The organism is Paenibacillus roseus (assembly GCF_016424485.1).
Taxonomy (GTDB): domain Bacteria; phylum Bacillota; class Bacilli; order Paenibacillales; family Paenibacillaceae; genus Paenibacillus_D; species Paenibacillus_D roseus.
Window position 1 is genome coordinate 29,808 of sequence record NZ_JAELUP010000013.1, and the last position, 22,772, is coordinate 52,579.

Annotated in this window: 19 protein-coding genes and 2 riboswitches; of the genes, 13 read left to right on the forward strand and 6 right to left on the reverse strand. The window is 49.1% G+C overall.

Going from position 1 to position 22,772, the window contains the following annotated elements; translation table 11 throughout:
* The first annotated feature begins 17 nt into the window (after window positions 1–17).
* The 4 genes from JFN88_RS05045 to JFN88_RS05060 all read left to right on the forward strand — a co-directional run bounded on the left by JFN88_RS05045 (window position 18) and on the right by JFN88_RS05060 (window position 5,265).
* The gene (locus JFN88_RS05045; protein WP_199018240.1) at window positions 18–2,039 is read left to right on the forward strand and encodes a M1 family metallopeptidase; all 2,022 of its coding nucleotides are present in this window, start codon (window positions 18–20) and stop codon (window positions 2,037–2,039) included.
* A gap of 10 nt (window positions 2,040–2,049) precedes the next feature.
* Window positions 2,050–2,874: a hypothetical protein gene (locus JFN88_RS05050; protein WP_199018241.1), complete on the forward strand. Its 825-nt coding sequence runs from the start codon at window positions 2,050–2,052 to the stop codon at window positions 2,872–2,874.
* A gap of 270 nt (window positions 2,875–3,144) precedes the next feature.
* A riboswitch (cyclic di-AMP (ydaO/yuaA leader) is annotated at window positions 3,145–3,306 on the forward strand.
* Between the two features lie 5 nt (window positions 3,307–3,311).
* Window positions 3,312–3,815 carry a C40 family peptidase gene (locus JFN88_RS05055; protein ID WP_199018242.1) on the forward strand — a complete coding sequence of 168 codons (504 nt, stop codon included), beginning with the start codon at window positions 3,312–3,314 and terminating at the stop codon, window positions 3,813–3,815.
* A gap of 91 nt (window positions 3,816–3,906) precedes the next feature.
* Entirely contained in the window at window positions 3,907–5,265 is a 1,359-nt protein-coding gene (locus tag JFN88_RS05060; RefSeq protein ID WP_199018243.1) for a cryptochrome/photolyase family protein, read from the forward strand.
* Window positions 5,266–5,463: 198 nt separating this feature from the next.
* On the opposite strand, the gene JFN88_RS05065 is transcribed toward JFN88_RS05060, so the two are convergent.
* Complete coding sequence (locus JFN88_RS05065; protein WP_199018244.1) at window positions 5,464–5,982, reverse strand: hypothetical protein; 519 nt, start codon at window positions 5,980–5,982, stop codon at window positions 5,464–5,466.
* A gap of 515 nt (window positions 5,983–6,497) precedes the next feature.
* Here JFN88_RS05065 and JFN88_RS05070 point away from each other — a divergent pair.
* From JFN88_RS05070 to JFN88_RS05110, 9 genes are all read left to right on the forward strand, one after another.
* Window positions 6,498–6,986, forward strand: coding sequence for an RNA polymerase sigma factor (locus tag JFN88_RS05070; RefSeq protein WP_199018332.1), 489 nt, complete (start codon window positions 6,498–6,500; stop codon window positions 6,984–6,986).
* A complete protein-coding gene (locus tag JFN88_RS05075) occupies window positions 6,970–8,232 on the forward strand; it encodes a hypothetical protein (protein ID WP_199018245.1) in 1,263 nt (420 codons plus the stop codon). The genes JFN88_RS05070 and JFN88_RS05075 overlap by 17 nt, the downstream gene beginning before the upstream one ends.
* Before the next feature lie 288 nt (window positions 8,233–8,520).
* Window positions 8,521–8,604, forward strand: a riboswitch (cyclic di-GMP riboswitch).
* A gap of 98 nt (window positions 8,605–8,702) precedes the next feature.
* The gene (locus JFN88_RS05080) at window positions 8,703–10,478 is read left to right on the forward strand and encodes a methyl-accepting chemotaxis protein (protein WP_332908437.1); all 1,776 of its coding nucleotides are present in this window, start codon (window positions 8,703–8,705) and stop codon (window positions 10,476–10,478) included.
* Window positions 10,479–10,682: 204 nt separating this feature from the next.
* The gene (locus tag JFN88_RS05085) at window positions 10,683–11,456 is read left to right on the forward strand and encodes a copper amine oxidase N-terminal domain-containing protein (protein ID WP_199018247.1); all 774 of its coding nucleotides are present in this window, start codon (window positions 10,683–10,685) and stop codon (window positions 11,454–11,456) included.
* A 2-nt stretch (window positions 11,457–11,458) separates the two neighbouring features.
* A complete protein-coding gene (locus tag JFN88_RS05090; RefSeq protein ID WP_199018248.1) occupies window positions 11,459–12,313 on the forward strand; it encodes an alpha/beta hydrolase family protein in 855 nt (284 codons plus the stop codon).
* Window positions 12,314–12,438: 125 nt separating this feature from the next.
* Window positions 12,439–12,753 carry an HNH endonuclease gene (locus JFN88_RS05095; RefSeq protein WP_199018249.1) on the forward strand — a complete coding sequence of 105 codons (315 nt, stop codon included), beginning with the start codon at window positions 12,439–12,441 and terminating at the stop codon, window positions 12,751–12,753.
* Between the two features lie 175 nt (window positions 12,754–12,928).
* Window positions 12,929–14,017, forward strand: a complete 1,089-nt coding sequence (locus JFN88_RS05100; protein ID WP_199018250.1) for a stalk domain-containing protein — start codon at window positions 12,929–12,931, stop codon at window positions 14,015–14,017.
* Window positions 14,018–14,169: 152 nt separating this feature from the next.
* On the forward strand, window positions 14,170–15,246 hold the full coding sequence (locus JFN88_RS05105) for a VanZ family protein (RefSeq protein ID WP_199018251.1): 1,077 nt from the start codon (window positions 14,170–14,172) through the stop codon (window positions 15,244–15,246).
* Between the two features lie 129 nt (window positions 15,247–15,375).
* Entirely contained in the window at window positions 15,376–16,197 is an 822-nt protein-coding gene (locus JFN88_RS05110; RefSeq protein ID WP_199018252.1) for a hypothetical protein, read from the forward strand.
* Between the two features lie 177 nt (window positions 16,198–16,374).
* Here JFN88_RS05110 and JFN88_RS05115 read toward each other — a convergent pair whose 3' ends face one another.
* From JFN88_RS05115 to JFN88_RS05135, 5 genes are all read right to left on the reverse strand, one after another.
* Window positions 16,375–17,169, reverse strand: a complete 795-nt coding sequence (locus tag JFN88_RS05115; protein ID WP_199018253.1) for an ABC transporter ATP-binding protein — start codon at window positions 17,167–17,169, stop codon at window positions 16,375–16,377.
* A complete protein-coding gene (locus tag JFN88_RS05120; protein WP_199018254.1) occupies window positions 17,169–18,080 on the reverse strand; it encodes an ABC transporter permease in 912 nt (303 codons plus the stop codon). Before JFN88_RS05120 ends, JFN88_RS05115 begins: the two co-directional genes overlap by 1 nt.
* A gap of 111 nt (window positions 18,081–18,191) precedes the next feature.
* Window positions 18,192–19,229, reverse strand: a complete 1,038-nt coding sequence (locus JFN88_RS05125) for an ABC transporter substrate-binding protein (RefSeq protein ID WP_199018255.1) — start codon at window positions 19,227–19,229, stop codon at window positions 18,192–18,194.
* Between the two features lie 187 nt (window positions 19,230–19,416).
* Window positions 19,417–21,105, reverse strand: coding sequence for an ABC transporter substrate-binding protein (locus JFN88_RS05130; RefSeq protein WP_199018256.1), 1,689 nt, complete (start codon window positions 21,103–21,105; stop codon window positions 19,417–19,419).
* Window positions 21,106–21,112: 7 nt separating this feature from the next.
* A complete protein-coding gene (locus tag JFN88_RS05135; RefSeq protein WP_199018257.1) occupies window positions 21,113–22,468 on the reverse strand; it encodes an LLM class flavin-dependent oxidoreductase in 1,356 nt (451 codons plus the stop codon).
* Window positions 22,469–22,772: the final 304 nt, after the last annotated feature.

Here is a 22,772-nt window from a genome sequence, read left to right on the forward strand (position 1 = left end):
CGGGAGGTAATCGACGAATGATCCCACGCCGCATGAAAGAAATTATCCTGGCAATTACGACAGCCGCCCTTCTCGGCGCTACTCTCCAGCAAGGAGTTGGCGACGCCTGGCTGTCCATGTACAACTATTCTTTTACACCAGGGTCCGTATCCGCAGCTTCTGTCCTTCTGCAGTCTGAACCCCCTGCCCCCCGTAAGGTAGAGGCTGAGTCTTCAGGCACACCCGTTCCGCCAAAAGAGCAGCCGCTCAGCAAACGGGTTGCCGAGTATCATATCAACGTCCACCTGCATGAAGACGAGAAAGTGCTGCATGGCCAGCAGACGGTTACTTGGACCAACCCGGGCAACCGGGAGGTATCAGAGCTGTTCTTCCATCTGTATCCAAATGCATTCAAGTCGGAGAACAGCACCTTTATGCGCGAATCCGGCGGCAAGCTGCGTCAGGACAAGGCCGCTGCCAACAGCCAGGGTTATATGCAGCTGGAGTCCCTGAGAACGACAGAAGGTGAAAGCCTGCTTCCCCGTCTCCATTATGTACAGCCGGACGACGGCAATAATCAGGACCAAACGCTGGCCAAGCTGAAGCTGCCGCAACCTGTAGGTCCTGGTCAGTCGGTGACGCTTGAAATGGCGTTCCAGGTTAAGCTGCCTCAGGTTTTTGCGCGTATGGGCTACTCGGGCAATTTTATCATGGCCGGCCAATGGTTCCCCAAAATTGCCAAATATGAGACATCAGGGACACGCGGGCGCACGCAAGACGGATGGAATACGCATCAATATCACGGCAACTCGGAGTTTTACAGCGACTTTGGAATCTATAACGTTAACATTCAGGTTCCTGCGGGCTATATCGTAGCCGCTACCGGATTCCCGACTCATTCCGTCGTGGACGACGGAAAGACAAAAACCTATCAATTCTATGCCGATGATGTCCATGACTTTGCCTGGGCGGCATCACCAGATTTCATTTATACGGAAGAACCATTCTCTGCGCCGGGCGTACCGGGTGTCAAAATCAAGCTCTATCTTGACCCGCTTCATATTAATCTGAAGGACCGCTATCTTCACGCCGCCAAATCCGCATTAGCCAAATATGCTCAGTGGTATGGCGAGTACCCGTATTCCACCTTGTCTATTGTCGTTCCACCCAAAGGCGGCAACGGTGCCGGAGGTATGGAGTACCCAACCCTTGTGACAGGTTTTGAAGCGGCAACCGATAATCCGGGATACGAGCTTGAACGTGTCATTGTGCATGAAATCGGACATCAATACTGGTACGGCATGGTAGCTTCCAATGAATTCGAGGAGGCCTGGCTGGATGAAGGCCTGACTTCCTATTCGGAGGACAAAGTGATGGAAAGCGTATACGGAGTGGCGCCCCGGCATCTCGTGGAGGCCAGCTATATGACCGATCCGGCCCCGCTCAAACAGTTGTCCTGGTCTTATCGCGACCATGATCACTATGCGGAAAATGTGTACATGCGGGCTAAACTGGTACTTACCGACATTGAAAATCAGGTCGGAGAAAAAACGATGCGTAAAATTATGCGAACCTACTTTCAAAAATACAAGTTCAAAAATCCGTCGACCGCTGATTTCCAGCGGGTCGTGGAACAGGTTACTCGCAAGAAGTGGGACGATTACTTCCGCCAATACGTATACGGCGGTCTGACAGCCGATTTTGCTATTGAGTCAATTCGTATTGAACCGGTCATACAGGACGGAAAAACGATGTACGAGTCCGTCGTCCTGATCCGCAAGCATGGCGGAGATTATCCTCAGGTGCCTGTGCTGTTCCAGTTCAAAGACGGGACGGCGCTCTCTAAAGAGTGGGACGGTCAAAGCAACCATATTCAATACAAGCTGCTTCACAGCGCCCCGTTGTCCTTCGCCGCCATAGACCCTAAGAACGCTATTGTGTTGGATAATCAGCGCATAAACAACTTTATGAAAGCAGAGATTTCGGAAAAAACAAGCAGACGCTGGAATTTGGGCATTGTCAAAGTAATCGAGGGGCTGCTCAGCTCCGTAAGCTGGTGAGGTGAACGAGATGAAACAGCATTTGCTGCAAGGCTGGAAGCTGTCGACAAAGCATTTTCCAATTGTGATACTGTTGTTCCTGTACCAACTGCTATGGGGCTTCTTCCTGTACCGAAGCGTCAGTGACATTGTAGTCCCCCTGCTCAAACGGTATCCCGACACCATGCCGACCGATTCGGCGGTCAAGCTTTTTCTCATGGAAGCCCAGTTCCGGCTGGTCAAGACGGACCTGATCGAGCCCTATCTATGGATGCTCGGCGCTCTATTCATCTCCCGCATGTTGCTGACCCCGTTCATACATGCAGGTCTGCTCTACTCCATCCATCATACACAGGATGAGCGCGGAACCCACTTTCTCCGCGGCATAAGGCAGGCATGGAAGCCCGTCTTCGCTCTCTACCTGATTGAGATGCTGCTGCTGCTCGCCCCTGCCTGGCATCTGTTGCCCAAGGGCTCTCAACTGCTGTACAGCAGCGGGTCTTTGGAGCAATTGCTCCTGAACCTGCTGCCGTATGCCGCAGCCTGGATCGCATGGGGCGGCCTGCTGCATCTGTTGTTCCGGGCCGTACAATTCGGGGTGGTAGCCAAGGCCGGGGTATGGAAATCGATGACGGCTTCCCTTAGATGTCTGGTCCCTCTGGCGGGCATCTCGATCATTCTTCTTGCAATCAGCCTGGGAGTGGGGCTAGCAGTTTCCGCAGTGTCACTCATTTGGGCAGGACTGTTCGCCCTTATTCTTCACCAGTCTCTTTACCTGGTACGTGCATTGCTCAAGGTATGGACGTTGGCTTGCCAGTATCGAGTCTGGCAAGGCCGTCATTCGCAATCGGATTAAATAGATGACAAGGCCCGGTTTTTACGAAGCTTATCTCAAAATCTGCCTTCCTTCATACAATGAAGGAAGGCAGATTTTTTTGCCGACGAAAATCTTTCAGGCAATCGTCCAAGCTGCCACGATAATCGGCAATGCTTAGGCCTAATTTGAGCCATTTCGCCAGCAGAAAAACGAACAAAGTCGGTTCTTTGCATTTAGTTGCAGTAAATATGTGAACATTTTGTGACAAAAGGAGGAATAGGATGAAAAAACTCGAATAGTAAGCGTGCACGTAATACACTGCCGAATTCCTGATTTTAAGGGAAACGGGGGAACCACTTTGGGTGAATTGAGTCCCGCCAGCTTTTAGATTACAGATGCTGGCCGAGGGATTCATAGGGAACCTTCAACCGAACCCCACAGCTAACCTCGTAGGCGCCGGAAGGAGTTTTTTTGTTTTGAAGAAAGCAGTCTTGTCACTGCTGGCTCTTGCTGTCATCCTGTCATTTGCAGCAGGAACGGCATCCGCAAACTCCAAGATGGACAACGTCATCGCGGATTTGATTGGAACACCCTACAAGTATGGCGGAACCACAATCAAAGGTTTCGACTGCTCGGGATTTACTTCCTATGTGTTCAACCAATTCAAACTCGATTTGCCGCGTTCATCTGGTTCCCAGGCTCAAGTCGGGAAAAAAGTGGATAAGGATGATTTAAGAGCCGGTGATCTCGTTTTTTTCAACACCAGCGGTAAAGGCATTTCCCATGTAGGTATTTATGCTGGCGACGGCAAGTTCGCCCATTCTTCCTCCAGCAAGGGTGTTATCATCAGTGATCTGAAGGAATCCTACTATGCGAAACGTTACGTGACGGCAAGAAGAGTCATGAGCACGGAGACGTTTGAGAAATACGCTGACGAGCCTTCGGATGAAGTGCTTGACAACGGCGGGGACACGGACTAATTTTCATGAAATAATTATGGAACCGCAGCGGCTTGCGAAGCAAGCTCTGGCGGTTTTCTTTTTTATAATCAACCGACAGGAGCATTCGCCCATGTATTTGTTCATTCACAGGAAGGACTTGCGAACCTACGACTTGCGCGCCTTTGACGCTCTCAAGCGCCGCGGGCTGCCCGGCCTGCATGTGCTTATTCTCGATCCCCTGCTGTTGACAGAGGAGCGGATGCAGGCACATAGCGGGCAGCAATTTCTGGAGCACGCTGCCCGGCTGGAGCAGTCCTATGAGGCAGCTGGAAGGAAACTTCATGTCCTCTACGGAAGACCGGAGGAAATCACCGCCGACCTGCTGGAGGCCTATCCCATTCAAGGCGTTGTAGCACATGCCGACTACACCCCGTATGCGAAAAAGCGGGATGCAGCGCTTGCTGCCGCAACTGCTCTGCGCTCTGTTCCAGTTGTATTTGTAGAAGACCTTCCGCTTGCTCCGCATGCCCAGTTTCAAGAATTTTCAGGTCGCAGCGAGCCTTACAAAGTCTTTACCCCGTTTTACCGCAAATGGAACAGCTTTATGCAGACTTATTACACTGGTGCTGCAAGTGCCACGATCTCCGATCTTGACACCGTCAACCCTTTAAATGAAGTAATCGCAACGCGCTATGAACTGCCGTTGCAGACTGCGGCTGCCTGGAGCCGTATCAAGCGACTGCATGCTGACGGCAAAGACCAGAATGCTCAGCAGGTACTGAGACGATTTATAGACGAGAGGATACATGCTTATGAGCAGCGACGCGATGTTTATGCGGAGGACGGTACAAGCGGTCTGTCCCGTTTCTTGAACAGCGGGGCGCTATCAGCTAGAACCGCCTATGAGGCAGCGGCAGACATGCCCGCAGCAGCCTTGTGGCTGCGCCAGCTTTGCTGGCGGGACTTCTACCTGTACCAGGCAGCCCTGAGCAAGGATTTCTTCACCTGTGAGCAGCAATACGAGATGTCCGCCCTGGACGATGGGCATTTCGCAGCATGGGCCAACGGAGAGACCGGCATTCCGATCATTGATGCAGCCATGACCCAGTTGAACCAAACTGGCGAGATGCCTAACCGGCTGCGCATGGTAACCGCCATGTTTCTCACCAAAAACTTGCTCTGCCCGTTCACGCTGGGCGAAGCCTATTTCCGCATGCATCTTGCAGATTATGACCATGCGCTGAACAAGGGCGGCTGGCTGTGGAGCTCTTCGTTCGGATATGATGCCGCCCCTTATTTTCGAATCATGAATCCTGTCTCCCAATCTACAACCCATGATCCGCATGGGCGCTACATCCGCCGCTGGCTGCCCGAACTGTCCGGCTTGTCGGATCGTGAAATTCACCAGCCGCGTCCGCATGCAATTGTCGACCTGAAGGCTTCCCGTGCGCGGGCCGTTGAAGTGTACAAGCATATTCTCGGCCATTAAGAGGCCGTTACACGCTAGGCTTGCGTCTTGGCTTCGTACAACCCAGGCAATTTCTTGTTGGCATTATGTTAGATAGCTATAACTGGCGATCCTATCGCTGCTGAGGAGGGATCTCCACGACAAACGCCAAAAGCATCGTTCAAGAGTCTCCTTTTGGGATTCTTCAACGATGCTTTTGTTCAATAGAGCGGAACCAGTTTAAATGAAATCATTTTTGTGCAAAAAGTCCAAGAAAAATTCATATGCGGGGTTCCCTATGTAACCTTCTTCTGGTGGAATACCCTTAATTAAAATCAATTCATGTAATATCTTTTCGCTGAGACCTTGTAAAGTAAACGAAGAAATATACTCCCTATCTGCACTTTCGAGCACTATTTGGAGGAACTTTCCTTCTTGAATATCTCTCCAGAGTAATTCAGATTCCGTGACCTCAGAATTTGATATTGGCTCATTAGCATTGATTTGCCGAAACTCAGCATGCATACTCCGTTCATTATCATTAAAAAGAGCGGAAAGAATTTTACTATCATCTACCCTATAACATTTTATAATATTATCATATTCAACAAGAGGGTCTTTCTTCAAACTGCCAACTATCTCCTTGTCGATCTCGATTGCGTTATACTTGTCTCTAAGTATTTTCTCCGCATCTTCCAATGAATACCTGAATGGCAATTTGGTTTTCTTAAAAAGCTGATCAAGTTCTTCTATTCGCATAAAACTCCCCCATTAAAAGAATGAATGTCCACTCACTCTGTTCCATGTATGATAGTGAGTGTAGTAGAAAAAACCAGGCAGTTGATTGCATGTAACTCAAGGCCAACAGGGTCGAAAATAGTTCATGGAGTTCAGTCTTGAACTACAAACTTTAATTTATTTGGTAGTTGCTTTCAATTGGTTCCATGATCTATCATAAGGGAAGACACCTCTTCTGTTTTGGTAGTGATCGCTAGTTACCTTCACTTTACCAAACAAAGCGGTGTTTTTCTATTTTGCAAGTTAGGTATCTGATTGCTGAGAAAGCCTAGTGTTCCAAAGATTTAAGTCAATTTTCGCTCTGCGAAAGTTGAGAATTTAAGATTCATTCGCCTATAATTTATTTTAAAGATGAACCGAGCCGACGATAACTTCGTCTATAGATAGAGGTGGCCGCTTTGAGTTCCGATACAAAATTTGATTACTTGAAGGCACTGAACGACAGTGAAGATAAAAAAGAGATTCTGAATGAACTGATGACAACGTACGGAAAGGATGTTTGGAACTACGCCTACAGCATGATTAAAAAATGGGAAGTGGCCGATGATATCACCCAGGAAGTGTTTATTAAGGTATACAAAAACCTGTTCACCTTCCGCAGCGAGTCCTCCATTAAAACCTGGCTGCTGACCATAACCCGCAATACTGTGCTGGATTACAGGCGTTCCGCCTACTTCAGAAAAATTACCCTGGTCGATTATTTTACAAACGATAGCAGAAGCCATGTTTCTGCGGAGCAAGAATTCATGCAACTGGAAACGACCAGCGATTTATGGCAGATCGTCATGGAGCTCCCGGTCAAAAACCGTGAAGCGATTATTCTGTTTGCACATCACCAGCTGTCGCTCAAGGAGATCGCGGAACTGCTTCATGTCAGCGAGGGCACAGTAAAGTCCAGATTACATCACGCACGCTTGAAATTATCCCAAATAAAGGAGCGACGTCAACATGCATCCGAGCGATAAAGATCAACTTAAACCGCTTGAAGCCCCTCCTTTTCGCAAAAATGGTTTTGACAAAGCTTTACAGGATCGAATATTGCGGCAAGCTTTCCTGCTTGATCAGGAGGATGCCGTACATCGCTCGCGCCGGAAACTTGGCATCGCCCTGACAGGCGGCATGGCAATTGCTATGATGTTCGCGGCTTTCTTCATTTTGCAGCTCCCATCCGCCAACAAGCAGCTGCAAAGCATCCCTACCGAGAAGACAGGCAGCCAGGGAGCGGCCGGCGCTATGAATAGCTTGGCCGACAGTTATAATGCGACTTTCAAATCCGCTCTGCTTATCGGCCTTCGTACCGATCATGGCGGGGATAATGAACATTACCCTTACAGCGAATACCGTACAGTTCTGGTTGCCCCGGACTCCGGCCAGCTGCATCAGATTACAAGCGGCGATGGGATTCTGATGCCATATAAGATGGGGTTCAAAGAAATTGCTACCAAAAGCAAAACCCATTCTGGTAAAGAGGTACAGGTGTTGTCGGTATCCCAGGCCTCAGTACAGAAGAAAAAAACGGCTGAACCGAGCGCGGATCAAAAGAAGACGGTTTTCCCGTCAAAAGTTACAGAATCCCCCTATAGCGGGGACACGCTAACCTCTGAGAAGCTCACCTTCGCAGGCAATCGTTACATTGCGGTAGAGCAGCAGGTAACAGGCGAGCTGTCAACGAAGGGAGCCAGGTCCTATGTATGGGTCAAGCATATCGAGCAGTTGGACGCTGACCGATCATTGGACTTTTCGGCCAATACGGAGCTCCACGTTCCATTGTCCGACTTTTTGCCGAATACTAGCAATCAGGGAGGGCTTGACAATGACCTGCAATGGACAGTGGAGCGCAAGCCAGGACGCTGGACTGCGCAGTTCCCGGAGCAAAGCAACCTGAACGCAAAAATACCTGTGCTGCCGGCGACAATGCCCAAGGAGTTGATTTCTTTCGACCAGCTCAGTACTCCGTGGGAGGAAATCTGGCAACGGCAACCGCAAGCAATGGACGCCTATTCGTCCCCTGCGGGAGAAACGGTTGCGGTTGTAACTGGCCAAAAAATCTCCTTCTATCTCAACACAAATTCCCTGGCGCCGCAGCCGGCGCTGGAGCTCCCGCTAAAGCAGGGAGAATTGATCGTTATGATGCAGTGGGCAACAGAGAGTTATGTAGAGCGCTGGAAGCATGAAGTGGCGGATTTACTCGCTAATCCCGTAAAAAAATGAAACTTACGTTTGGCTACCATTAAGCCGAACCTTGATATCTGTGATTTCAAGGTTCGGCTTTTTGTTGCCTCCCTTTAACATAGGCATTCTAATCCCCTACCCGAGGCGCATTAGAAGAAAGAAACCATGATTTTTTGACTAAAAAAGAATCAAATCATGCGATAAATCGACAACTATTTACAAATTTTTCATTCTGACTTATAATCGATATGGTGAGTTGGTCAGATAGTCCTGTTTCAGGGCATAGAAAACAGCTCCACCAAAAACCATACATAGATAACTATCAAGAACTGAAAATGGCAAGCTTGCCGAAAGGCATTGCACGCAAAGCTATGGGCCTAAGGCTGTTGCTATGGTTGCCAGGTTGCCGATCGTGAGATAGATATCAAATGGCTATCCCTGACGGGGATAGCCATTTTTGGTTCTGTTTCGCTTTCGGGGTTCAACTTAAAGGAGCGGAGAGATTGAAAGTGAAAAAAACGAAGACAAACAAGCTCAAACTTCCTCAGTTTTCCTTCATCAATTTAAGGGGAGGAATTGTCAAGCAGTTAATTGTGGTCATGGCTATTATTACGTTCGTTAACGTCGCTTCAGGCTTTACCATCATGAAGCTTCAGGGAGTTATTTCCAAGGACATTGAGGACACGAACATACTTTCGGAACGGGAACGTGGCTATCGTGCGATAAGCGACCTCCTGCTGGAAACGATGCTGCTGATGGTTCCTTCCATCCAAAGCGGCACCACAAATCCGAAGGACGCCACGGAAGTCAAGATTCAGGAAAATTTGGAGGAGATTCCTCTACAGTTGGACAAGCTGGAGAAGGATTTCGAAGCGCTAGATCTTCAGTTCCCTTCAGGAGCCGATGAAACGAAATATTATAATCAGGTCAATGTCATCAATATGGCCTTTAATAACCTTGTCAGTATTCGCAATAATCTCCATCAGGCCGTCATTGAGGTAGAGCCGGGCGAACTCATACAGAAGCTGATTGAAACCTACACCGTTATTCTGCAATACTCTTCTGACAAGCTGGATGAGAAGTTTGAAAACAATATCGCCTCAACCAAGGATTCGGTGTCCGAGCGGCTCAATATGACGACAGCTGTTATCCTGATCAATATCATCATTCTTGCGATGCTGCCGTTCCTGATGTCCATCCGTGTCAGCATGAACATTCGGTCGGGACTAAAAAACATTACGAGGCGCATCAATTCTTATAAGGATGGCGACTTTACTTACTCCGAACAATATAAGAAGAAAAATGAATTCGGGGCCATCGATAAGATGCTTGAGGAAATGGGGCTAAATCTGCGCAGTACGATACGTTCAACCCACCATGTCAGAAATGAGGTTCTCCGCATATCCCAAGCGATGGATGAGCAGTCCTCAGAGAACATCAAAGCATCGGAATCGGTCAGGGACAGCATTGAAACGAGTAAAACCATACTTGCAAACCAATACGAAGAGACCTCCTCAATCTCTTCGATTACCGAGCAAGTGTCCGCAAGCTCCCAGGAAATTGATGCCTCCAGCCAACACATCAATGAAGATATGCAGCGGATGCGCCAATCTTCACAGCTCGGCCTGCAGCGGATGAACGAAGTTATGGTACAGATGAATCAGACGATCAAGCAGTTTGACAGCTTGATGCAAGCTTTCAAATCGATTGAGATCCGTTATGCCAATGTCTCGGTGTTCTTGCGGGGCATCCAGGATATTAATGAGCAGACAAATTTACTATCCTTAAACGCCTCTATCGAGTCGGCAAGGGCAGGCGAACATGGTCGTGGATTTGCCGTTGTTGCCGGAGAAATCCGCAAAATGTCGGGGCAGACCGATGATATCGCCAAAAATATTTCAGCCGAGCTGAAGCAGATTCAGGCCGATCTGGAACAGAGCCGCAGCCAGATGGCAACATTCGGCAACGTTATTCAGCAGACCAAGGAAGCTGGTGAGCATACAAGTCTCACCTTCCAGCAGCTTGAGTCGCAAAGCGGCATTCTATCCGAGCAGGTGAATGATATTTCCATCGCAATCGGTGAGATCAGCCGCGGAATGAACCTGATCGTTGAATCTGTGGAGACGATGACTAATATCTCATCCGATGTGAATGACCGGATGGGGAGCATGAGCGAAATATCTCAACAGCAGCAGCAAGTCTCTCATGAGCTTCAACAGTTGTCCGGCAATCTGAAGGAGGCCTCGTTGCATCTGCAAGAGAAAACCTCACTGTTCAAGATTTAAACGTGAAAGATGAATGTTCAATGGCTAGCTCTTCACAACGTGCCAGGCGCGCACTTCCTTTCGTACGCCTGGCATGTTTTTTCTTTTTCACCAAGTTTGCGTCATTCTGCACTTGCATAGTAATAAATCTTGCAGCGGACGAACCATTCGTTTCATAAAAACGTATTTATTAGTATACCATTGTTGAAAAGGGAGGAATTATTAATGAAGAAGAAATCGGGAGACATTCGAAAAGCAGCCGCTCTGTCGCTTGCCGCAGCATTGCTGCTTTCTTCCGTCCCCGCTATCGCAGCCGGGGGCAATAATCACGCTCTGCAATCACTGAGCACAGACAAGTCAAACAAGACGGTTCCTCTTCGCTTTGCCGCAGCCAAAACCGGCGCTTCCGTAAGCTGGGACGAGAAGAATCGAATCGCTACTGTCACCAAAGACGGGTCTAAACTGCTCCTGTTTGTTGATGAGGGCAAGGCGCTGCTGGACGGCAAGCCGTTCGACACTGGACAAGCCGTCACGATCATTCAATATCAAACTCATATCCCTGAAGATTTGTTAAGCAGGGCCTTTGCGGTCAAGCAACAGGAAGAGCCGGTTGCCTTGTTTATCGAGGCAGCGGCAAATCATAATTATAAGGAAGCCTATACTTCGCTTAGTCCAGCCTTAAAGAAGGCGATCCCGTCCCCTGAGGGGCTTCAGGCCATTCTGCAAGGCTACGACCAGTTGTTTGGCAAGGTGGAGAAGGAATTGGACCTGCAAGTCACCAGAAACAGCGTTCATACGAATACGGCCATTACCTACAAAACGGCCCACTCCGCCTATACGCTTATATTGCGTGCCCAAGCAGACGGACTGGTGGATGATTTCAGCGTCTTCCCTCCGAATACGAAGGTTTACCAAAAACCGGCATACGATAAGGGCGACTATGTTCAAGAGAGGAAATCCGGATTGGCGAGGGTGAACTGGCACTCCCAGGCACTCTGACCTTGCCCATAGGGGACGGCCCCTTCCCTGCCGTTGTGCTCGTACATGGCTCCGGACCGCATGACCGTGATTCTACAATTGGCGGCGCCAAAGTATTCCATGATCTGGCGGTCGGACTTGCCAGCCAGAAAATTGCTGTTCTGCAGTATGATAAAGTTACTTATCAGCACACGATGAAGTCTGCGTTCAACCCTTTGTTTACAATCAAAGAAGAGACGGTAGATGACGCTCTCAGAGCTGTCGATCTTCTGCGAGACATAAAAGATATTGACAGCCGTCAAATCTATGTAGCAGGACATAGCCAGGGTGCATTCGCCATTCCGCTTATTTTGGAGGGAGATACGAGCGGCGGCATCGCGGGCACTGTGATGATCGCAAGTCCTGCTGGAACATTCCAGGATGTACTGTCCTTGCAGCAGCAAGAGCTGCTGGAAAGAATGAAGAAATTGCACTTGCCTACCGATGTGCAGGAACAAAATGTGACTTTCTACAAAGAACTCGCAGCTCTTATTAATGATAAACAGTATTCCAAAGATAATCTGCCTAAACATTTCCCGATCCAATCAGCTTACTGGTGGTATGCAATGCGTGATTACAGAACAGCCGACAAGGCCGCGCTGCAGACTGGCCCCCTTCTTGTGCTCCAAGGAGAAAATGACTGGCAGGTACCGCTTACGGAATTTCAACAGCTCCAATCTGCGCTGAAGAACAGGAGGGATGTCACCTTCAAGTCCTATCCGCATGTGAACCATTTGCTGGCAGAATATAAGGATGTGTCTGTAGGAATCGAGTACGCGCAGCCATCTAATGTATCTCCGCAAATTATTCAGGATATCGCGGCTTTTATAAAAAAATAGGCGCCGAATCAATATACTTGCTTGAGCTTCTTATGAAGCATTCATTTTTAACACATACTGTAATTGTCTGGCGAAAACGGCAGCCGTCGTTTTCGCTTTTCCATCTCCAAGGAGGTTCGACACGGATGGCCAAGTCTGATGAACAGGCGAGGGAGACCTGTGAATTATGCGGTAGGAACGGTGTTCAAACCACCGTCCATCATCTCACTCCCCGCGAGAAGGGCGGTTCAGTCCTGCCTACTGCAAAGCTATGTTCCGCCTGTCACCGCCAGATTCATGCCCTCTATACGAATGATGATCTGATCACCCTTGAACTGACATCCCTTCCCGCCCTGCGCCGTGATCCGTCAGTCGCCCGCTTCCTCAAGTGGGTGCGCAAGCAACCTCCACAATTCCGTCCCAAGCTTTCCAAATCGCATCGTGTCCAAAAAGACCGCTAGCCTGCTACTTCCCTTCGGGTCCAAGAAAGAGGAATAGGAAAATTGCTCCTGCGGAAAACTTCCGTTATGATGAAATCATAGCTGCGATGAAACTTGCCAAACGGGTAGCTCGTCTATATTTGCATCAACATCATATAGACTCTACCCCGATTACAACAAGGAGTGTGACAAACGGATGAATCGCAAAGCAGGAAAGCAAAAGAAGCTAATGAGATGGATTGCCGGGCCGATGGCAGCCGCTATCGTGCTTGGTACTGTTGTTGCAGCAACGCCGCCGCTCGCGGGCGCGAAGGCTTACGCTGCATCCGACTATACGATTCAATTCAAAGTGTTGAACATTAAAGTAAATGGTCAGAATATGAAAGTGCCCGGAGGCATATCCCCGGACGGAGATACCTATGTCGGACTCCGTTTTCTGAGCGATGAACTCGGACTGACCACGACTTGGGACAAGAAAACCAAAGTGGTTACAGTGAGCAGCCCTACCAAGACGATGACCATGATAAACCAGAGTATAGAATATAAAATCAACGGTCATCAGATTACCGGCAAGCCGGTCGTAGAGATGAACAACTCCACTTATTTGCCGCTGCGTTTCTTGCTGGAGCAGATGGGGTATGAAATCGGGTACAGCAACAAGGAGCAGCTTGTAACCATTACACCGATCATCGAGAACTCGCTCGTTTTGACGAATAAGCGCATCGACCAATCAAAGCCTGGCAAAGAATTTGTAATTCAATATCCGCAAATTACCGGCATGAGCGAGCCGGAGGCGCAAGCCAAAATCAACAGCTTCCTGGAGCAGGAGGCCGAAAAGTATGAGCAGGCCGGAGAAGATTTGTACAAGGAGATTAATGATGCCGATGTCCCTAAAGATGGGGGACTGTATTACGGCGTTAATTACACCATTACGTATAATCAGAACGACCGGCTGAGCATGCATTTTGATGTGGCGCAGTATACAGGCGGCGCACACGGCATCTATGATATGCAATCTCATACATTCGATCTGAAGTCCGGTAAGGAAATCACACTTAAAGAAGCAGCCAAGAACAACTCAGCCTACAAGCATATCATCAATACGGAGATTAAAAAGCAGATCAAGCAACGCGGCTATGAACTGCTCGAACCGTTCGAATCTATTAGTGATGACCAGCGCTTCTACCTGCGTGGAAATGCCATCATCGTCTACTTCTCACTGTATGAATACACACCGTACGCACTGGGCATACCGGAATTTTCGATTCCTCTGGACAAATTCTAAGACGCTATAACCCCCGCCAGCCTTGATGCTGGCGGGATTTTTTTACGCATAGGCCAGCATATTCGGAATAACCTTCCACACGGAGGCCTTCCTCCACTTTCAACTGAAGTATGGTATGATTTATTGCAAAATGATATTTGGCAGGTGTTGTCGTGTTCAAATTTTATTTGTATCCAATCTCGTACGCTTTTCTGACCTTCCCGGTGGCTGCCATGCTGTTTACGCTCCCTTTTCTCATTGTGCAGTATCGCCGCCACGGTTACATTAACAAGCTGCGGGCATGGCTTTTATATTTGTTTCTGCTGTATGTCATGAACGCCTTGTATCTGGTCATTCTTCCGCTGCCGCCTACACGGCATAATGCTCCGCCCCATTTCGACTCTTACATGCAGTGGATTCCGTTCCACTTCATTCAGGATATGATCCGGGAAACACGTATCGTTTCAGATGAGCCTTCGACCTACTGGCGGCTGTTCCAGGACCGCGCTTTTTGGCAGGTTGCGCTCAACGTTGTTCTCGTTATCCCGTTTGGCATGTTCATGCGCTATTATTTCCGTACCCGGTGGTTGACTTGTCTGACCGCATCCTTCAGCCTTTCTCTGTTCTTTGAGATTACTCAGGTAACGGCACTGTACGGGTTCTTCGATTATCCCTACCGGCTGTTCGATGTGGATGATCTGATCATGAACACACTGGGCGGAATGGCGGGCTTCGTGCTTGCCGCATGGATTTCTGCGATTCTGCCGCGAATTGACCAGTTGGATCACAATGTTGATCTCTCCACGAAGAGAGTCAGCTATACAAGACGCGCTATTGCGCTGATTCTTGACTGGATGCTGCTATTCCCGCTGCTTATTGGCGCTGTGATGCTCCATGTTCCGGCGACATACTTCGTGCTCACAGCTCTGTATTTCATTGTGCTCCCTTACTTCATGAATGGGATGACGCCCGGCAAGTTGGTCGTGAGAATCCGCATTAGCGGGCAGGAAGGCCGGGTCAAGCTGCTTGAGCTGTTCATCCGCAATGGACTGCTCTATCTCGGGTTGGGCGGATTGCATATCGTTTTCCTAATTACAAGCATTGAAAATCTCACGATCACTATGCCGCTGATACTAACTCTTTTTCTGCTAGATACCTGGTTCGCTATTCATCTAATGATCCGACTGTTCAATCATAATAAGCAGCTTTTTTATGAGCAGGCAAGCGGGACCCGTCATACCATCTCCTAGCGAACCGGCCACAGGTACTCTTTTATCCTCTCAAGGTACAAAATATGAATTCATGGCTGAAGTGCAACCTTTCGGACCCTATTGCCGTCATGGTATATGAACTTACAACAAGGAAGGAGTACTTTTAACATGAAGCATAAAAAAGCATTAGTTATACTTACAGCCGTCGGTGTACTGGGAGCTACAGCCGTAACCGGAGCATCCGGGCTGGTTGATAAGGTGAGCGGCTTGCTGCGCTCGGATATTAAAATTGTCGTAAACGGCGAACAGACCACACTGCAGCCTGTATATATTAATGGTAAAGCTTATTTGCCTGTACGTGATGCCGCAGGTGTACTCGGCTATGAAGTAAATGCAGCAGGCAAGCAAATCCAGCTGCAAACCAAAAAGGAGCAGCCGCCAGTGGATGAAGAGAATCAGCACATTCAAATGAACGGTGTCGTTGTTTCCAAAACAGACCTTGACGGTATCACGCGGCTTGAAGTACGTGGCGATGGTGCGGGGTGGATGATTCTTGGAATTGATAGTGACAGCGTAATCGTGAATGAGGACGGCGTTGCCAAGACAATTGACGACATTAGAGAAGGCACTGCATTGAAGGCCGACTATGGACCCATTGTTGCGATGAGCTATCCGGGGAAATCTCACGCTGCCAAACTGGTTATCAGCACTGATCGTCTGGTGAGAGAAGATACCGTTACCAAGGTATCCAAGTCTGAGGATGGCTGGCAGATTTTCCTTGGCCCTGAAAATGATGCGCAAGGCTTGCAGTTAAATACAGATTCGGACACCATCATTGTTAAAGCCAATGGCGAACGCCTTAAACCAGAGGACCTCAAGACCGGCACAAAGATTAAAGCTTACTATGGCCCTGCTACAACTAGAAGCATCCCGGCTCAAAGCACGGTACAGCTGATTGTTGTGGAGCCTGAGAAAGATGCGGCTCAGTAATTCATAATATGAATCCAAATAAAGAAACAGATGACTGATCGGCTTATGACCGTATCTGCACCTGTTTCTTTTCATTTCTTACAAGCGTAAACGGCTTTGCCGTCCTTTGACGGGCAAAAACTTCGTTTCGCGGAGAAATATAAGCTCGAATAGCTTCCCTATTGAATTACCATTCCATTAACCGAGCACAATTCGGTCATCCGCCAGTTTCTTGCCACTAATCTGCTCGAATTCGCCAAGCAGCCGCTCAACCGTCAGATCTTTCTTGCGCGTCTCGTCAATGTCGAGAATAATGCGTCCCTTGTCCATCATAATGAGCCGGTTGCCCAGACGAATGGCTTGTTCCATATTATGCGTAACCATAAGCGTAGTCAACTTCATCTCGCGGACAATATCCTGTGTAATCTGCGTGATCAGTTCGGCGCGGGCCGGGTCCAGCGCAGCCGTATGCTCGTCCAGCAGCAGGATTTTTGGACTGGTGAAAGTAGACATCAGCAGGCTGAGCGCCTGACGCTCGCCGCCGGATAGCGTTCCCACCTTAGCCCCAAAACGGTTCTCCAGACCAATTCCGAGACGCGCAACCTGCTCCTTAAACATCCTGCGCTTGGCTGCATTGACGCCAAGACCGAAGCCCCGCACCTTGCCCCGGTAGAAGGCCATCGCCAGGTTTTCCTCAATCGTCATATTGGGCGCAGTCCCCGCCATCGGGTCCTGGAACACGCGTCCAATCCATTGGCTGCGCTTGAATTCCGGCAGGCTGCCAACAGCGGCGCCTTCAATATGAAGGGTTCCAGTGTCCGGCCGCATGACGCCGGAAATAATATTCATCAGCGTGGATTTCCCTGCGCCATTGCTTCCTATGACGGTGACGAAGTCCGCAGGCTTCAAATGCAGTTGAATGCCAACCAGAGCAATCTTCTCATCCGGCGTGCCGGGATTAAACAGCTTGGAGACTTGATTAATTTGCAGCATCAGCTCACGCCTCCCTTCGGCCCCGTGCCGGACAGCAGCTCAGCGGTGCGCTTGTGCGCCTGACTCTTCTGTTTGGCGGAGCGCCTTGCCGCAGGCACAACCAACGCAATAATAACGATCAGAGCTGTAATCAGCTTCACATCGCTTGCATCCAGCCATTCCACACGAAGCGCAAGCGCGATAACAATCCGATATACCACTGAACCGAGAATAACTGCCAGTGTCGCGCGAAATACGGTCTTCGCGCCGAAGATCGCTTCCCCGATAATAACGGATGCAAGACCGACGACAATCATACCGACCCCCATCGTCACGTCACCGAAGCCGGACTGCTGAACGATGAAAGCACCGGATAATGCAACAAGTCCGTTGGATAGACTTAATCCGATAATTTTCGTCGTGCCGGTATTGGCTCCAAAGCTGCGGATCATCCGCTCATTGTCCCCCGTCGCCCGCAGCGCAAGACCCAGATTCGTACGGAGGAACAGGTCAAGCAGCAGTTTCACAACCACAACAACAACAATCATCACGACAAGCAGATTAGCGCCTGTAAAAATCGTATCCATATTCAAAATAGCAATATTGGGCTTCTTGCCCATAATTCGCAGGTTTATCGAATATAACGCAATCATCATCAATATCCCGGACAACAGCCCGTTAATTTTGCCTTTTGTATGCAGCAAGCCTGTACAGACTCCAGCTACAAGACCGCCTAGAAATGCACAGATTGTCGCCAGCCAGGGCGAGTAACCCCCGGCGATCATAACTGCCGCAATTGCACCGCCTGTCGTAAAGCTGCCGTCTACGGTCAAATCCGGGAAATCGAGAATTCGAAAAGTAATATAGACCCCTAGCGCCATCAAGGCAAACAGGAGGCCCAACTCAACGGATTTCATAATTGCATTCAGCATAACCTTGCCTCCTCTTCTATACGTTTAAATGGCTGCCGCCGTACGTCAACGGGGCAGCCTTTTTGAATAGCCGGATGGCCCTTTGCCAGGGACGTCATCAACCATCTGTTTTTACTGAATGATGTTTGTTTCCGGGTCGTTCACTTGTGCCTTCATCTCATCTGTCACTGTAATGCCTTGAGCCTCAGCAGCTTTCAGATTGAGAATCAGATCCAGCTTGTCCGGGAACGTCACTTTCATTTCGCCCGGATTTTTTCCGTTTTTCAGAATGTCTGCAGCCATCTGGCCCGCTTGATAGCCATGGTCATAATATTTGAAGCCGACTGTCGCAAACGCACCTTGCTCAACGGTATCGCGGTCACTGGAGAAGAATGGAATCCGGTTGTCGTTGGCAACTTTGATAACTGTGCTTACACCATTAATTACGGTATTGTCCAGCGTGACAAAAAGCGCATCTACGCGGCCCACAAGGGATTGAGCAGCCTGCTGAACTTCAGATGTATTGGTTACCGCCGCTTTTACAATCGAAATTCCGTATTCTTGAAGCGCGGTCTCCGCAATTTTCGTCATGACAACCGCATTGGATTCGCCCTCATTGATTACAACGCCAACTTTCTTTACTTCTTTGAAGTTCTCGCCAATAAATTTCATCAGTTGCTTGATTGCCTCAGGGTTTGTATCCGAAGCACCCGTCACGTTGCCCCCTGGAGCGTCCAGATCGGCAACCAGTTTCGCATCCAGCGGATCAGTTACTGCAGCAAATACAACCGGCGTTTTTGTCACATGCTTTACAACGGCTTGAGCAGAAGGCGTTGCAATAGCAAACACCAGATCATTGCCATCAGCAACTTTCTGTGCAATGGACAAGTTATTCGTTTGATCGCCTTGGGCATTATTGTAGTCCAGCTTCAGATTATCACCCGCAATTCCTGCGTCTTTAAGAGCAGCCAGGAAGCCTTCGCGTGTAGCGTCCAGGGAAGGATGTTCAGTAATCTGCGAAATTGCAACCTTGTATACTTTGCCCTCAGCCGCGCCGCTTGTGTTGCCGTTCGAAGGCTGGGCGCTTTCATTGTTCGGCTTCGAGCCGCAGCCTGCAGCAATAACGAGCATTGCAGACAGCATAAGCATCAGCCAGGTTCTCTTTTTCATTGGTTAAATAACCCCTTTCTATGATCTGTCATTTAAACTAATATTATAGGGGTTGTCCTTTAACGTCAATGATTTGGGCATTTCATGGGCGATGAAAATGTTTACATGCCAAAAAGTTCTGCTGCTGCGGCAGAACTTTTTGGCGACGGATCATATTTGATGACAAGCAACTCGGTATCTTTACCTGCTAGTTTTGAATATAGACATCATTGAATAACGGGTAACCAAGCGCATCGAACTTCAAGCCCTGAACTTTATTTAATGCAGCGACGGTGTAAGGGAAGACATAGATCGGGATAATAACCGCGTTGTCGATCACGTATTGTTGGACTTTCTTATATAATTCCTCCCGCTTGGCATTATCTGTCTCCACTCTGCCCTGATCAATCCACTCATCGACTTCCGGACTGTTCAATGCAGAATGGTTATGCCGGCCGCCTATAATCTTGGACCCGGAATGATAGAAAGCGCGCAACGACTCAGGATCGGAGTTCACCTGGCTGTTGCCGAAAATATCATAATTGGACTGTTCATACACAACGGAGCGCACATCCTTCGTAATGACCACTTCCACGAGCCCCCCGATTTTTTTCAACTGCTGCTTTACCATCGCCGCGATGTCATTGCGCTTCTCCCGATTCGGGGAACCGTCTACGTAACGGAGCGTCAGCTTCTTGCCGTCCTTCTCCCGAATACCGTCCGGGCCCAGCTTCCATCCCAACTCATCCAACAGGGCATTTGCCTTGTCCACATCCAGCTTATCGCTGTTCTCCAGTGTTTTGTCATAACCAAAGGTTGTCGGGGCCAGCGGCGACCAGGCCCGGTCATAGGTACCCCGATATAATGTTTTAACGATCGCATCGACATCTATGGCCGATTGGAGAGCTTGGCGTGCCTTCAAATCATTCCAAGGCTGGTTCTCCTGATTAATGAACAGCGTATACGGAAGTCCCCCTGTATTGATACTGAAAATCTGAAAATTCGCATCGTTCTTGAGCTGCAAAATATTTTGCGGCGGCACCGTTTCTGCAGCTTCAATCTGCTTGCTCTGTACACCGCCAATACGCGTGGCCTCTTCAGGAACAATTTTGAATGTCAGGCGCTCCAGATAAGGAGCCTCCTTGTTCTCGACATTGCCCGGCGCCCACTTGTAATCCGGATTGCGTTCCACGACGATCTGGGTATTCTCCTGCCACTCCACGAACTTGAATGGTCCCGAACCGACCGGGCGCTTGCCGAACTGATCCCCCTCTTTGGCTACAGCGGTCGGGGAGACAATTGCTAGCTGCCCCTGGCTGAGATTGCTCAGGAATGCATTCGACGGGGTCGAAAGATGAAGCTTGATGGTGTAGTCGTCCACAATCTCAGATGATTCATACGGCCTGATCAGCTGTGCTGAGTTGCTTGCCTTGGTTGCCGGATCAAAAATACGGTCGAATGAAAATTTAACCGCATCCGCTTTGAACGGCGTCCCATCATGGAAGGTGACGTCCTGGCGCAGCTTTAATGTATAGGTTTTCCCATCGGGAGATACCTCCCATTCGGTTGCAAGCGACGGCTGAATCGAGCTGTCAGCGCCTTGAATGACCAAGGTATCATATAGGGCATGTAGCACCCTGACCGTTACAGCCAGCCCCGTACGCTGCGGGTCCAGTGAATCCGGTGATGTCGCGAGGGCGTAGTTGAGCTCCCCGCCTTTGGCCGGCTCTGCGGGTTTGCTGTTGCTCGCAACCTGTTCCTTTGCAGGGCTGCCAGTAGTGGAATCTTGGGGTTTATTGTGAGAACTTCCACTTGAGCAGCCGGACAACACGATCAAAAAAGACATTGTCAATAAGGATACCAGCTTGTATCTTCTCATTAAATGCGTCTTGTGCATGCTCTGATCACCCTTCCCCTTGCAGTTGCAAAGTGCCGGAACTTTCTAGTGAATAGCGGTTAACCGGAACAGGAAGCCCGAGATTGCCGCGCAACGTGTCATGCTCATATTCGGTACGGAATAACCCTCGACTCTGAAGAAGCGGTACAACCAGATCGACGAATTGATGAAGCGCGCCAGGAGCACCCGGGCGAATGACAAATCCGTCCGCTCCTTCGCCCGCGAACCATTCCTGAATCAAATCCGCCACTTTCTCCGCCGATCCAATAAACGGAGAGCGGGGCGTTACCGAGCGCAGGGCCACCTGACGGAGCGTCAAATTCTCTTCCTGCGCCGTTCGCTTGATCAGATTGGTCGTGCTCTGAAAGCTATTTTGGCCCAGTTCGCCCAAATCCGGGAACGGTTCATCAAGCGGATACTGGCTAAAATCATGATGCTCGAAAAAACGTCCCAAATAATCCAGCGCACTATCTATGCTGACAAGAGCAGCCACTTCGTTATAAATTCGCTCGGCGTCCTCTTCCGTTTCTCCGACAATAACCGTAATGCCAGGGAAGATCAGAACCTCCTCCGGCGCCCGTCCATTGGCTACCGCCCTTTGCTTGACATCCCGATAGAAGTTCTGCGCATCATCCAGTGTCTCAGGCGCCGTATAGACCGCATCAGCCGATTTGCCTGCCAGATCCTTACCGTTCTCCGAGGAGCCTGCTTGAAACACAACCGGATGCCCTTGTTTGGAACGAGCGACATTGAGCGGTCCCTTAACGGAAAAGTAAGTACCTGTATGATTCAGGGTGTGCAGTTTTGCGGGTTCAAAAAATACACCCTTTTCTTTATCCCGCACAAACGCGTCGTCCTCCCATGAATCCCACAGTCCTTTAGCTACCTGGATGAACTCCTCGGCAATTCTGTAGCGCTCCTCATGCGTCGGATGCTGCTCCACCGTCTTGCCGTAGTTCAATGCCGAGCCCTCCAGCGGGGAGGTAACGACGTTCCAGCCCGCCCGGCCGCGACTGATTTGATCGAGCGATGCAAACTGTCTGGCGATTGTGAACGGCTCGCTGTAAGAAGTCGATACTGTACCTACCAGCCCGAGATGGGAAGTGACACTCCCAAGCGCTGATAGAATGGTAATCGGCTCAAAACGATTTAAAAAATGCGGGATAGACTTTTCATTAATATAGAGCCCGTCGGCAATAAACAGAAAATCAAGCTTGCCCTCTTCAGCCTTGCGCGCCTGCTCTTTGTAGAAGTCGATATTAACGCTGGCATCCGAAAGCGCCTGCGGATGTCGCCATTGCGCCGTCCCTCCTCCTACCCCGTGGATAACCGTTCCCAATCTGAGTTTTCTTGACCCTGCCATATTTTCGTGACCTCCCTTAAGGACTCGTAGTCATAAAGATTAAATTATTCCAATAGGAATTATTGGTTTTTAAGTTATTCAAATGGTACACCTCCTGAACCCTACTGTCTAATCAACTTTTTGTATAAGTAATCAAAATTTTCTATTTGTCCCTTAGTAACACTTAGACGAAGGCGTAGAGTTCTCTTGTTGGTCAATGTCAGGCTTACTGTCAAGCAAGATTTTGATATTCACTCAATTATATTTTTAAAAAAGCATTAGTTTACATTTGATGTTAACCTATGAATCGATTTATAATGGATAA